This is a genomic window from Spirillospora sp. CA-128828, from assembly GCF_050945415.1.
In the GTDB taxonomy this organism is placed as follows: Bacteria; Actinomycetota; Actinomycetes; order Streptosporangiales; family Streptosporangiaceae; genus Spirillospora.
Genome location: NZ_CP191986.1, coordinates 3022291 through 3034817 on the forward strand (window position 1 = coordinate 3022291; position 12527 = coordinate 3034817).

The 12527-nt window shown below is 71.5% G+C and carries 13 protein-coding genes; 11 read left to right on the top strand and 2 right to left on the bottom strand.

The features are described from left to right. Positions 1–13 precede the first annotated feature (13 nt). A complete protein-coding gene (gene efeB, locus ACQPXG_RS15040) occupies positions 14–1246 on the top strand; it encodes an iron uptake transporter deferrochelatase/peroxidase subunit (protein WP_433468290.1) in 1233 nt (410 codons plus the stop codon). A gap of 17 nt (positions 1247–1263) precedes the next feature. Here the strand turns inward: efeB and ACQPXG_RS15045 are convergent, their stop codons facing one another. Next, positions 1264–2514, bottom strand: coding sequence for a molecular chaperone DnaJ (locus ACQPXG_RS15045; RefSeq protein WP_433468291.1), 1251 nt, complete (start codon positions 2512–2514; stop codon positions 1264–1266). Positions 2515–2733: 219 nt separating this feature from the next. Here ACQPXG_RS15045 and ACQPXG_RS15050 point away from each other — a divergent pair, with 219 nt between their 5' ends. The 10 genes from ACQPXG_RS15050 to ACQPXG_RS15095 all read left to right on the top strand — a co-directional run bounded on the left by ACQPXG_RS15050 (position 2734) and on the right by ACQPXG_RS15095 (position 12180). Beyond that, on the top strand, positions 2734–3309 hold the full coding sequence (locus tag ACQPXG_RS15050; RefSeq protein WP_433468292.1) for a TerD family protein: 576 nt from the start codon (positions 2734–2736) through the stop codon (positions 3307–3309). Positions 3310–3340: 31 nt separating this feature from the next. Then, on the top strand, positions 3341–3919 hold the full coding sequence (locus ACQPXG_RS15055) for a TerD family protein (RefSeq protein ID WP_433468293.1): 579 nt from the start codon (positions 3341–3343) through the stop codon (positions 3917–3919). Between the two features lie 60 nt (positions 3920–3979). Continuing rightward, on the top strand, positions 3980–5101 hold the full coding sequence (locus ACQPXG_RS15060) for a DUF475 domain-containing protein (RefSeq protein ID WP_433468294.1): 1122 nt from the start codon (positions 3980–3982) through the stop codon (positions 5099–5101). Between the two features lie 53 nt (positions 5102–5154). Beyond that, positions 5155–5733, top strand: a complete 579-nt coding sequence (locus tag ACQPXG_RS15065; protein WP_433468295.1) for a TerD family protein — start codon at positions 5155–5157, stop codon at positions 5731–5733. 68 nt (positions 5734–5801) lie between these two features. Beyond that, positions 5802–6959: an HpcH/HpaI aldolase/citrate lyase family protein gene (locus ACQPXG_RS15070; RefSeq protein WP_433468296.1), complete on the top strand. Its 1158-nt coding sequence runs from the start codon at positions 5802–5804 to the stop codon at positions 6957–6959. Further along, the gene (locus ACQPXG_RS15075; RefSeq protein ID WP_433468297.1) at positions 6956–8308 is read left to right on the top strand and encodes a phosphoribosyltransferase family protein; all 1353 of its coding nucleotides are present in this window, start codon (positions 6956–6958) and stop codon (positions 8306–8308) included. Before ACQPXG_RS15070 ends, ACQPXG_RS15075 begins: the two co-directional genes overlap by 4 nt. Continuing rightward, positions 8305–9417: a cysteine protease StiP family protein gene (locus ACQPXG_RS15080; RefSeq protein WP_433468298.1), complete on the top strand. Its 1113-nt coding sequence runs from the start codon at positions 8305–8307 to the stop codon at positions 9415–9417. Before ACQPXG_RS15075 ends, ACQPXG_RS15080 begins: the two co-directional genes overlap by 4 nt. After that, positions 9414–10220 carry an HAD family hydrolase gene (locus tag ACQPXG_RS15085; RefSeq protein WP_433468299.1) on the top strand — a complete coding sequence of 269 codons (807 nt, stop codon included), beginning with the start codon at positions 9414–9416 and terminating at the stop codon, positions 10218–10220. The genes ACQPXG_RS15080 and ACQPXG_RS15085 overlap by 4 nt, the downstream gene beginning before the upstream one ends. Before the next feature lie 127 nt (positions 10221–10347). After that, positions 10348–11667 (top strand): amylo-alpha-1,6-glucosidase, encoded by a 1320-nt coding sequence (locus ACQPXG_RS15090; protein ID WP_433468300.1) that lies wholly within the window; start codon positions 10348–10350, stop codon positions 11665–11667. Between the two features lie 18 nt (positions 11668–11685). Then, positions 11686–12180 carry a hypothetical protein gene (locus ACQPXG_RS15095; protein ID WP_433468301.1) on the top strand — a complete coding sequence of 165 codons (495 nt, stop codon included), beginning with the start codon at positions 11686–11688 and terminating at the stop codon, positions 12178–12180. Here the strand turns inward: ACQPXG_RS15095 and ACQPXG_RS15100 are convergent. Continuing rightward, positions 12177–12455, bottom strand: a complete 279-nt coding sequence (locus ACQPXG_RS15100) for a YtxH domain-containing protein (protein WP_433468302.1) — start codon at positions 12453–12455, stop codon at positions 12177–12179. The genes ACQPXG_RS15095 and ACQPXG_RS15100 overlap by 4 nt on opposite strands. Between the last annotated feature and the right edge of the window lie 72 nt (positions 12456–12527).

The window sequence follows — 12527 nt, forward strand, 5'->3', positions numbered from 1 at the left end:
GGACGGTGGCGAGATGACGGAGACACGGCCGGGGCTGTCCCGGCGCAGGATGCTCGGCTTCTCCGGTGCGAGCCTGCTCGTCGGCGCCGCCGCGGGGGCGGGCCTGGACCGGGTGGCGTCCGCCGACGAGGACACCGCCGCGGGCGCGGCGATCGCGTTCCGCGGCGCCCACCAGGCGGGCATCGCCACGCCCGTCCAGGACCGGCTCCACTTCGCGGCGTTCGACGTGACGACCGGCGACCGCGACCGGCTCGTCCGGATGCTGAAGGAGTGGACGGACGCGGCCGCCGCCATGACCGCCGGCAGGCCGGTCGGGGACGGCGCGGTCGCCGGGCCGGCGGTGGCGCCGCCCGACGACACCGGCGAGGCGCTCGGGCTGCCGCCGTCCCGGCTCACGCTGACGATCGGGTTCGGCCCGACGCTGTTCGAGAAGGACGGCAAGGACCGGTTCGGCATCAAGGCGCGCCGCCCGCCCGCCCTCGTCGACCTGCCGCACTTCCCCGGCGACAACCTCGACCCCGACCGCAGCGGCGGCGACATCGTCGTCCAGGCGTGCGCGGACGACCCGCAGGTCGCGGTGCACGCCGTCCGGAACCTGGCCCGCATCGGGTTCGGCGTGGTCGCGGTCCGCTGGTCCCAGCTGGGCTTCGGCAAGACGTCCTCGACGACGCCGAGCGCGCAGACCCCGCGCAACCTGTTCGGGTTCAAGGACGGCACCGACAACATCGCCGAGACCGACAAGGCGCTGCTCGACCGGCACGTGTGGGCGGGCAAGGGCGACGGCGCCGACTGGATGGAGGGCGGCTCCTACCTCGTCGCGCGGCGCATCCGGATGCACATCGAGACCTGGGACCGGACGTCGCTGCGCGAGCAGGAGGACATCTTCGGCCGGAACAAGGGCGAGGGCGCGCCGGTCGGGCAGGAGAGGGAGCGCGACAAGCCCGTCCTGGCGCAGATGAAGCCGGACGCCCACGTCCGGCTGGCCCACCCCGACTCCAACCACGGGGCGCGGATCCTGCGCCGCGGCTACTCGTTCACCGACGGGTCCGACGGCCTCGGGCGGCTGGAGGCGGGCCTGTTCTTCATCGCCTTCCAGCGCGACCCGCGCACCGGGTTCATCAAGATCCAGAACTCGCTGGCCGCCGACGCGCTGAACGAGTACATCCAGCACGTCGGATCCGGCGTCTACGCGTGCCCGCCCGGCGTCCGCGAAGGCGGCCACTGGGGCGACACGCTGTTCACCTAGCCGACCCTGCTGTTCGCCTAGCCCTGCTGCGCGCGTTCCGCCCGGATGCGCGCCACCACGTCGCCGGCGGTCGTCTTGATGGACTCCAGCTCCTGCAGGTAGGCCCAGTAGTCCGGGTGCGCCCCGGTGAGCCGGTCCGGCGCGCGCTCCAGCCGCTCGACGAGCGAGTCCAGCACCTGGACGTGCTGGGGCGCGGGCCCGCCCGGCTGCGACATGGCGAGCCGCTGCGCGTCCCGCACCGCGAAGTGGACGCCCTCGGCCGGCCGGGACGGGTCCTCGGCGACCGCCTTCAGCTCGTCCACCCGGCCGGTGACCTGGCCGGCGCGGCGGTCGGCGGCGTTCAGCTCGGTGCGCGCCGCGGTGAGCGCCTGCTGCGCCTGCCGCCACTCGGTGCGGGCCGCGTACGCGGACGCCTCGTTCAGCCGCTCGCGGGCCCGGGTGACGGCCGCCTCGATGGACTCGGGCGCGCCCTTCAGGTCCTGCCAGCACGACTGGGAGTAGCCGCGGACCAGGATCCGCATCGCCTCCCTGACGGGCCCGGCGCGGTTCGCGACGACGTCCACCCGCGTCCGGGCGGAGGCGAGCGAGTTGCGGACCTTCTGCGCCATCTGCGGCAGCTCCGCGGCGGCCTCACGCGCCCGCTCGGCGATGTCGCGGACCTCGTCGGCCTTGCGGATGGCGCCGTCCAGGCCGAGCCCGCCGAGCCCCTGCGAGCCGAGCTGCGCCAGCACCTGCCGGGCGCGCTCCAGCTCCGCCTCCGGCTCGGAGGCGTCCATCCCGGCCTCCTTCGCCGCGGCCACGGCGGTGTCGGCGGCGGCCACGGCGTCGCGGGCGGCGGTGAGCCGCGGCGGGAGCTGGTCGAGCGCGGACTCCAGCCGGGCCATCTGCGGCGCGAGCCGCTCGGCGAATCCGTTCAGGTTCCTGGTGATGTGCTGCAGCCGCTCGGTGGACGCGACGAACGCGCGCCGGGCGGCGTCGTACTCGGCCGGTGACCGGTCCCGGTCATCGAGGTCGTGCGCGTCCAGGACGGAGATGTAGGCGACGGACGCGGCGTCGGCGGCCTCGGCGAGCCCGCTGAACTCCCGCCGCGCGGGCGCGGCGGCCTTGGCGTCCAGGTCCTCGAACACGGTGACGCGCCCGTCGATGTACTTCTGTGCCTGGTCCATGTCGTAGAAGGCGGCCGCGGCCGCCTCTCTGGCCTCGACGGCCCCGGCAGCAGCCTGTGCCCCGCGGCCGCTCCGGCGGCGCTGGTCACCCGGTCCCCGCAACGCAGCCTCCCTTCGTCCGCCCCCAGTCTTGCGCAAACCCTCCGCATGCGTGAGACGGGCGGGGCCGGCGGAGGGCGGAGCGTCCGCCGAGCGGCAACCGGATCACAAAGGTCGCCGTCATCCCTTCATAAAGGATGGAACGGATAGCATCGCTGCTACGTCGATAAGGCTGGGCGCCGGGACGGCGTCCGATACGGCATGTGATCTGGGAGGCCCATCGTGCCCGTCAGCCTGAGCAAAGGCGGCAACGTCTCGCTCACCAAGCAGGCCCCCGGCCTGTCCGCGGTGAACGTCGGTCTCGGCTGGGACCTGCGCACCACCACCGGAACGGACTTCGACCTCGACGCCTCCGCGATGGTCCTGGACGCCTCAGGCAAGATCATCACCGATCAGCACTTCGTGTTCTTCAACAACCTGCGCACGCCGGACGGCGCGGTCGAGCACAGCGGCGACAACACCACCGGCGCGGGCGAGGGCGACGACGAGCAGCTCAAGGTCGACTTCGGCGCGATGCCGGGCACGGCCGAGCGGGTCGCGTTCGCGGTGTCGATCTACGACGCCGACAGCCGCGGGCAGAACTTCGGGCAGGTCCGCAACGCCTACATCCGGGTCCTCAACCAGGCCGACGGTACGGAGATGGCGCGCTACGACCTGTCCGAGGACGCCTCGATGGAGACCGCGATGGTCTTCGGAGAGCTGTACCGGAACGGGACGGAGTGGAAGTTCAGGGCGGTCGGCCAGGGATACGCGTCCGGTCTGGCGGGCATCGCGGCCGACTTCGGCGTCAACATCTGAACAGGCTCATCAGGAAAGGACTGGCCCGAACATGGGAGTCTCACTCGCCAAGGGCGGCAATGTTTCACTGAGCAAGGCCGCCCCCAACCTCACCGCGGTCACCGTCGCCCTCGGCTGGGACGTCCGCGCCACCACCGGCGCCGACTTCGACCTGGACGCGTCCGCGCTGATGCTCGCGAACACCGGCAAGGTCATGTCCGACCAGCACTTCGTGTTCTTCAACAACCTGAAGAGCCCGGACGGCTCGGTCGAGCACACCGGCGACAACCTGACCGGTGAGGGCGAGGGCGACGACGAGTCGATCCACGTCAACCTCACCGCGGTGCCCGCCCCTTGCGACCGCATCGTGTTCCCCGTCTCGATCTACGACGCGGACAACCGGCAGCAGAGCTTCGGGCAGGTCCGCAACGCCTACATCCGGATCGTCAACCGGACGGACAACAACGAGCTCGCCCGCTTCGACCTCACCGAGGACGCGTCCACCGAGACGGCCATGGTCTTCGGCGAGCTGTACCGGCACAACGGCGAATGGAAGTTCAGGGCCGTCGGACAGGGGTACGCCTCCGGTCTCGCCGGCATCGCGATGGACTTCGGCGTCAACGTCGGCTGACCGCCGGCCCCCGCACCCCGGCCGCCCCGCCCGGCCGTCCTCTCTAACAGAAATACGCGCATGATTCTTCGCACCTTCGGTTGGTCCTTCGGCGTCACGGTCGTCGGCCTGCTCATCGCCCTGCTCTATGACGGGCCGACCGGGCTCGCCCTGGTCGCCGTGCTGGCCGTCCTCGAAATCTCGCTGTCCTTCGACAACGCCGTGGTGAACGCCAAGGTGCTCGACCGGATGAGCGAGTTCTGGCAGAAGATCTTCCTCACCATCGGCATCGCCATCGCGGTGTTCGGCATGCGGCTGGTCTTCCCGTTGCTGATCGTCGGGATCACCGCCAAGCTGAGCCCCTACGAGGCGTTCGACCTGGCGCTCAACGACTCGCACCGCTACCACCAGCTGATGAACGACGCCTACCCGATGATCGCGGCGTTCGGCGGCATGTTCCTGATGATGCTGTTCCTGGACTTCGTGTTCGAGGAACGCGCCGACAAATGGCTGCCGTGGCTGGAGCGGCCACTCGCCCGCATCGGCAAGCTGGACCAGCTGTCGGTCGTCGTCGCGGGCGGCTCGCTGGCGTTCGTGGCGTGGCTGTCGGCCGACGACCCGGGGAACGTCATGATCGCAGGCGTGCTCGGCATGGTGACCTACATCCTGGTCAACGGGCTCGGCGAGCTGTTCTCCGAGGCGAGCGACGACGATGACGAGGACGACGAGGACGGCGGGGAGGCCGGGGAGAGCGGCGGTCGCTCGGGTCCGAGTTCGCTGGCGCTGGCCACCGGCAAGGCGGGGTTCTTCCTCTTCCTGTACCTGGAGGTGCTGGACGCCTCGTTCAGCTTCGACGGCGTCATCGGCGCGTTCGCGATCAGCACCGACCCGATCGTCATCGCGCTGGGCCTGGGCATCGGCGCCATGTACATCCGGTCGCTGACGGTGTTCCTGGTCCGCAAGGGCACCCTGCACGAGTACATCTACCTGGAGCACGGCGCGCACTGGGCGATCGGGGCCCTCGCGGTGTGCATGCTGGTCAGCATCGGCCACCACGTGCCCGAGTGGATCACCGGCGGGCTCGGCGCCGGCCTGATCATCGCCGCGTTCGCCAGTTCCGTGTTCCGCAACCGGAACGAGGACTCGGACTCCTCGGGCACGGCGTCGGGCGGAGACAAGCAGCTGCACTCCAGCAACGTCTGACCGGCGAATTCCCCCCACCCCGCGACACACATCGATCACCAAAGGAGCCGACGATGTCGATCTCGCTGCAGAAGGGGCAGAAGGTCTCGCTGGCCAAGCCGGGCGGGGGCACGCTCAGCCGGGTCAAGATGGGTCTCGGCTGGGACGCCGTCGCCAAGAAGGGCATGTTCGGCAAGAGCAAGACGCAGTCCATCGACCTGGACGCGTCCTGCCTGCTGTTCGACGCCGGCGGGAACCTCTCCGACCAGGTGTGGTTCCGGCAGCTGCGCAGCAAGGACGGGTCCGTCCAGCACACCGGCGACAACCTGACCGGCGCGGGGGAGGGCGACGACGAGGTCATCAACGTCGACCTGCAGAGCGTCCCGGCCAACGTCACCCAGCTCGTGTTCACGGTCAACTCGTTCACCGGCCAGGACTTCTCCCAGATCGCGAACGCGTTCTGCCGGCTGGTGGACGAGAGCACCGGCCAGGAGATCGCGCGCTACGACCTGAGCGGCGCCGGGCAGCACAGCGCGCAGATCATGGCCAAGGTGTCGCGGGACGGGCAGGGCTGGTCGATGACCGCGATCGGCGCGACCGCGACCGGGCGCACGTTCCAGCACCTGCTGCCGGCCGTGTCGACCCACCTGTGATCCGGGACGTTCCTCCGGTGGGGGGCGACCCCCCACACCCCCCGGCAACCGCCCTTAACGGCTTGTCCATGCGGCATTTCGACCACATCGACGCCGCGCGTCGCAAGCACCTGTTCTACCGGCACCCGCGCCCGTTCGGACGCCACGACGACCCGGCGGTGCTGGCGGTGGCGCTCGGCGCGACGCTGTACTGCCCCGCCACGCGACCCCGCCTCGCCGCCGACATCGGGCGGGCCGCGCGGCGGGGCGTGATGAGCATGGTCGTGTGCCTGGAGGACGCGATCGGCGACGACGAGGTCGGGTCGGGGGAGGCCAACCTCGTCGCGCAGCTGCGGACGCTGCGCGAGCGCGGCGGGGACGTGCCGCTGCTGTTCGTCCGGGTCCGCGACCCCCGGCAGATCGCCGACCTGATCGGCCGGCTCGGCGACGCCGCCGAGCTGGTCACCGGGTTCGTGCTGCCGAAGTTCACCGCGACGGGCGGTGGAGCGTTCCTGGACGCGCTGGAGGACGCGGCCGCCCGCTCCGGGCGCCGGCTCCTGGCGATGCCGGTGATCGAGAGCCCGGAGGCCGTGTACGCCGAGACCCGCGCGGAGATGCTGTACGACGTGGCGCGGCTGCTCGCCAAGCACCGGTCGCGGATCCTCGCGGTCCGGCTCGGCGCGACCGACATGTCCGCCGCCTACGGGCTGCGCCGTCCGCCCGACCTGACGATCTACGACATCCGGCCGGTCGCGGGCGTCATCTGCGACGTGGTCAACATCCTCGGCCGCGCCGACGGCACCGGATACATCGTGACCGGACCCGTCTGGGAGTACTTCTCGCAGGGGGAGCGGATGTTCAAGCCGCAGTTGCGGCAGTCGCCGTTCGACCGGCAGCGGGCCGCGCCGCTGCGGCAGCGGCTGATCACCTCCGACCTGGACGGGCTGATCCGCGAGGTGCACCTGGACAAGGCGAACGGCCTCACCGGCAAGACCGTGATCCATCCGAGCCATGTGGCGGCGGTGCACGCCCTGTCGGTGGTGACGCACGAGGAGTACTGCGACGCCGCCGACATCCTCGGTGTCACCGGGGGCGGGGCGATGGCCAGCTCGTACGCCAACAAGATGAACGAGGCCAAGCCGCACCGGGCGTGGGCCCAGCGGCTGATGCTGCGCGCCCGGGTGTTCGGGGTGGCCGCGGAGGGCGTCACGTTCGTCGAGCTGCTGGAAGCGGCGGACGTCCGGTGACCGGCTCCTGGGTGGCGTCCCGTCTCGGCGTACGCCTCACTGACGGCGCCAGCCCTGGCGGTGCCGGGCTTTCGTCTCTTGTCGGGCTCGCCGTGCGCCGCAACCCGAAGCGGGCGCATCTGCTGGTCTCCGCCGTGCTGGGCAAGCATGTCCCGACCGATCCGCGGCTTGTGTACGGGTCGGGGTTGTTGCTGGGCGAGCTTGTGCGCGCGTGCCTGCGAGGGGAGGAGCCGTCCCATCCCGGTTCGCTTCTCTTGGACGGGCTGCATGGTGTTCCGGGGGCGGCCTCCGCTCTTCGCGATCTCATGCGCGCACCTCAGGCACCCGTGGACGCGATCGTGCTGGGCTATGCCGAGACCGCCACGGCCTTGGGGCATTCGGTCGCGGACGCTCTGGGCGGCGCCTACTACCTGCACTCCACGAGGCGTCCCGTTGAAGGATTCGTCACCTATGGCGGGTTCGAGGAGGAGCACAGTCACGCCACCAGCCATCTGCTGCTGCCTGGCGACGCGACCGCGTTCGACCGTGACGCCCCGGTGGTTCTGGTGGACGATGAGCTTTCCACCGGCCGGACGGTGCTGAACACCATCGAGGCTCTGCATGCCGTCCGTCCCAGGAGCCGTTACGTTCTGGCGGCCCTGGTCGATTTGCGGGACGCTGCCGATCGGGCCCGCATGGACGCGCTCGCCGCCCAGATGGGTGCCCGCATTGACGCGGTGGCATTGGCGGGAGGGCATGTCGAGCTTCCGGACGGCATCCTGGAAGCGGGGAAAAAACTCGTCGCCGGAATCTCTTCAGATGTGTCGGAGGAGGGCGGCCCCCGGTTCGAGGTCTCCCGGGTCGGGCTGGAATGGCCCGCCGGATTGCCGGATGGGGGGCGGCACGGATTCCTGCCCGAGCACCGGGCACGGCTGGAGAAGGACTTGGAGCGGATGGGCGACGTCCTCGCGGCGGGGCTCGATGGAGCCTCCCGCGTCCTCGTGCTCGGTTTCGAGGAGCTGATGTACGCGCCGCTGCGTCTCGCTGAGGCGCTCGCAGACGCGCTGCCGCACGTGGACGTCCGCTACTCGACGACGACGCGTTCACCCGTCCTGGCCGTGGACGACCCTGGCTATGCGATCCGGACGCGGCTCGCCTTCCCATCGCATGACGATCCCTCTGATGGGCCAGGGGAGCGGTACGCCTACAACGTCGCTCCTGGCGCCGGTCAACGCGGGTTCGATCGGATCGTGTTCGTCGTGGACGATGTCGGCGACACCTCGGCCCTCACTCATGGGCTCTTGGAACGGCTGCGCGCGCTTACGCCGGTTCTGGTCGCGACCGTCCCCGCCTATGGGAGGTGTGCGTGAAGCCGCTGTACGGGCCGTCCTTTGGCAGCTACCCGGCGGAGGACGTCACGTGGCTGCTCAAGGACCTCTCCCATGTGCGGCTCGAAGCGCCCACAGAGGAGCGTGAGGCGGCGATCCAGTCGGGCCGGGCGCACTACGCCGAGTCGCTTCCGGTCGAGTACCAGCCGGGCCCCGAGTACCGGCGGCTGTTCCACGAGGCGCTGGAGGCGTCCGCCGAACGGCTCGCCTACGCGACCGGGCTGGTCACCGAGATGATCCTCGCCGAGCGCGGACCGGGCACCGTCCTGGTGTCGCTGGCGCGGGCCGGGACGCCGGTCGGGATCCTGATGCGCCGCTGGGCGAGGTTCGCCCACGGCCTCGACCTCCCGCACTACGCGGTCAGCATCGTGCGCGGGCGCGGCATCGACACCGTGGCGCTGCGATATCTCGCCGGGCGCCACGACCCGGCGTCCGTGATGTTCGTGGACGGCTGGACGGGCAAGGGCGCCATCACGCGCGAACTCACCGCCGCCCTGGCATCGCATCCGTTCCCGCCCGATCTAGCGGTGCTGGCCGATCCGGGGCGGTGCACGTCCCTCTACGGCACGCGGGACGACTTCCTGATCCCCTCCGCCTGCCTCAACTCGACCGTGTCGGGCCTGGTGAGCCGCACGGTCCTGAACGACTCACTGATCGGGCCCGGCGACTTCCACGGCGCGAAGTTCTATGCCGAACTGGCCCCGGACGACGTGTCGGCCGTCTTCCTCGACACCATTTGCGCGCGGTTCCCGGACGTGGCCGAGCGCGTGGCGAAGGACCTGCCGGACCTCCGCGCGGCCGGCCGCGCCCCCGACTGGTCGGGGTGGGAGGCCGTCCGGCGCTGTGCCGAGGCGGAAGGGATCGACGACCTGAACCTCGTCAAGCCCGGGATCGGGGAGACCACGCGGGTGCTGCTGCGGCGCGTCCCATGGAAGGTGCTCGTGCGGGCCGACGCCGGACCCGAGGTGACGCACATCAGGCTGCTCGCCGGCGAACGGGGTGTGCCCGTCCATGACGTGGAGCCCGGCAGGTTCCCCTATGCGTGCATGGGGCTTATACACCCGCGGTTCGGTCAGGGGGCCGTCCAGTGACCGTCCTCGTGTGCTGCGACCTGGACCGCACGCTCATCTACTCCGCCGCCGCCTTCGGCCTGGACGGGCCGGACGAGACGATGCCGCGCCTGCTGTGCGTGGAGTTCTACCAGGGCGCGCCGCTCTCCTACATGACCGAGCCGGCCGCGCGCACGCTGGAAGCCCTCTCGACGGCGGCCACGTTCGTCCCGACGACGACCCGCACACCGGAGCAGTACCGGCGCGTGCATCTGCTGGAGAAGCCGCCCTCGTACGCCATCTGCGCGAACGGCGGCCACCTCCTCGTGGACGGCGAGGACGACCCGGAATGGGCGGCTACCGTCCGGAACCGGGTCTCGGGCGGGTGCGCGCCGCTCGCGGACGTCCAGGACCACCTCACCCGTGTCTCCGGCGACTTCGTGCTGAAGCGGCGCACCGCGTCCGGCCTGTTCGCCTACACGGTCGTGGACCGCGCCTCGCTGCCGTCCGGGTGGGTCGAGGACCTCACCGGATGGTGCGGCGAACGCGGCTGGCGGACGTCGCTGCAGGGCCGGAAGGTGTACTGCCTGCCCGCCTGCCTGTCCAAGGCCGCCGCCGCCGGGGAGGTCGCCCGCCGCACCGGCGCGTCCACGATGCTCGCCACCGGCGACTCGCTCCTGGACATCGAGCTGCTCGAAGCCGCCGGCCGGTCGATCCGCCCCGCCCACGGCGAACTGCACGACACCGGCTGGACGTCCCCGGACACCGCCGTCACCGCCGCACGCGGCATCGCCGCCGGCGAGGAGATCGCCTATTGGCTCTTGGAACGCGCGGCGGCACCGTAAATAATCACGAACCACGGAAGTCATCCGTTGAGAACCGACGCCGCTCCAGGGGTCGCCGTGGCCGCCATCTGAGGGCGACAATCACGGTGAACCCTTCTCTCGCTCAGGAGGAGGTCACCTGGACCACATGAGCTCCCGTCTGACCGGCGACGAGACCGCGCTGTGGAAGGCCGCGGCGCGGGTGCTCGACGCGAACTGGACCGGGACCGCCACCGCCGCGTCGCCAGGCCTCTACCCGCACCAGTGGAGCTGGGACTCGGCCTTCATCAGCATGGGGCTCGCCCGCCACCGCCGCGACCGCGCCGAGGCCGAGCTCCTCTCCCTGTTCCGCGGCCAGTGGGCGGACGGGATGCTCCCCCACATCGTGTTCAACACGAGCCTCGACCGGCACGCCTTCTTCCCCGGCCCGGAACTGTGGTGCAGCGAACGGCAGCGCGACGCGCCGCGCGGCGTCCACACCTCCGGCCTCACTCAGCCGCCGCTGCACGCGCTCACGGCCCTCCGCCTGCACGAATGCGCCGCCGACGGCGAGGGCAGCCGGGCCTTCCTCGCCCGCCTGTACCCGATGCTGACCGCCCAGCACCGCTACCTCGCCCGCTGCCGCGACCTCGGCTCCAGCGGCCTCGTCGCCATCTGCCACCCGTGGGAGTCCGGCCTCGACAACAGCCCCGCCTGGGACCGCCCCCTCGGCGCCCTGCAGCTCCCGCCGTCCTCCTACGCGCCCGGCCTCCGCCCCCACACGCTGCCGAACGGCGAGGACTACGACCGCTACGTGCGGCTCGTCGCGCTCATGCGGGAGGCGGGCTACCGGCCCGGCTACTTCCGCGACACGCACCCCTTCGCCGTCGAGGACCCCCTCGTCAACGCCACATACCTGGCGTCCACGCACGCCCTCGCCGACATCGCCCGGATCGTCGGCGCCGACCCCGTCCCGCACCGCGAACGCGCGGAGCGCGTCCACCAGGCCATGCTCGACCGGCTCTGGGACCCCGAGACCGGCTGCTTCCGCGCCCGCGACCTGCGCGACGACCGACTGCTCCCCGTCATCACCGTCGGCGCGTTCGGCCCGCTCCTGGACCCCGAACTGCCCGCCCCGATCGTCCGCACCCTCGTCGACCTGCTGCTGTCCGCCCGGTTCGCAGGCGCCGCCGGCTACCCCGTCCCCACCTGCGACATCCAGGCGCCCGCCTTCGACCGCGGCGGATACTGGCGCGGCCCCACCTGGATCAGCACGAACTGGCTCGTCTGGTACGGCGCCCTCGGCCACGGGCTCCCGGTCGTCGCCGACCTGCTCTACGGCTCCACCATGCGGCTCGTCCGCCAGTCCGGCTTCCGCGAGTTCTTCGACCCGTTCGACGGCACCGGACGCGGCAGCCACGACTACGCCTGGTCGGCCGCCCTCGTCCTCGACCTCCTCGGGGCCCGGCGCGCCCCGCAGGCCGCCTGATCGCCTACCGTTGGGGCCATGCGTCTACTCCGGGGTCCCCTGCCCGCCGCGGTCCGCGACACGCTCGCGCTGGAACGCGGCGAGCGCGTCCTCGCCGCGGCCCCCACCCGCGGCGGCTCCCACGTCGTCGCCACCGTCACCGCGCTGCACGTCCCGACCCCGTCCGGCGGCTTCGCCCGCATCCCCTGGGAACGCGTCGACCACGCCACCTGGAAGGACGGCTGGCTGCACGTCAAGGAGACCTCCGGGGGCACCGAGCACCACGTGCGGCTCACCGACCCGGGCTCCGTGCCGGAGACCGTCCGGGAACGCGTCACCGCCACCATCGCCGTCACCCACCAGGCGGTGCTACCCGGCGGCGGAAAGGTCCGCATCGCCGGCCGGCGCCCCGCCGCGGGGGGCGACGTGCGCTGGACGTTCGTCTTCGACGCCGGACTCGACCCCACCGACCCGGGCCTGCGCGCCCAGGCCGAGCAGGTCCTTGAGGACCTGCGCCGCCAGACCGGCCTCTAACCGGGATACACCGGGGGCTGCTCCTCGTCCGACACCTTGTGCCGCCCCGGCATCTGCTCCGGCACCCGCTCCTTCAGCTGCCCGGCCTTGCCGCGCGCCGCCCCGGCGAACTCCTCGCCCTTCGACCGCAGCATCCCCGCGGCCTCCTGCACGTTCGGGTTCTCCGACACCTGCTTCGACAACCGCTTCATCTGCTCGTACCGCTCACGCCCGGCCCTCGTCCCGAAGACGTAGCCGACCGCGGCTCCTGCCATGAACATCATGCGGGTCTTCATGTCCAACTCCCACTGACGGCGGAATCGTGACACCCCCATACCCGCCAGCGCCGCCCCCACCCATAACGGTGC